Source organism: Phocaeicola sp. RTP21198st1_B8_RTP21198_201120 (genome assembly GCF_040929485.1).
GTDB lineage: Bacteria > Bacteroidota > Bacteroidia > Bacteroidales > Bacteroidaceae > Phocaeicola > Phocaeicola dorei.
On sequence record NZ_JBCOCI010000332.1, the window covers coordinates 1,143 to 1,466 of the forward strand.

1 protein-coding gene is annotated in these 324 nt (G+C 48.8%); it reads right to left on the reverse strand.

From position 1 onward, the window contains the following. Positions 1-324, reverse strand: a 324-nt coding sequence (locus AB5935_RS25985; protein WP_368327871.1) for an adenosylhomocysteinase, incomplete at both ends; no start/stop codon positions are given.

A 324-nucleotide genomic window follows, 5' to 3' on the forward strand; every position in this document is an offset into this window, starting at 1 on the left:
GAACAGCAATTTGCCTTCTTCCTGCATCTGATACAAACGGTGTACGCCTGTCGTAGTCTCTTCAGATACGCCACGCACTTCTTCCGCTACGCGATGCCAGCGAGTACTGTCTTCTGCCAACACTTTCTTCAAGATAGCATTCAGTTCTATTTCATCCTCCGCGTGTACTTCCTTATCCAATACGGCAGCATTATTTTCAGCATCATAACCCACGTGGATCATCATTGTTGCGTCACCGCCATCATCTACAATCACATTCGGTCCCTTGCCGCCGTCAAAGCTCAATGCCTGCAACGTGCACCACCAATAATCGGCAAGAGTCTC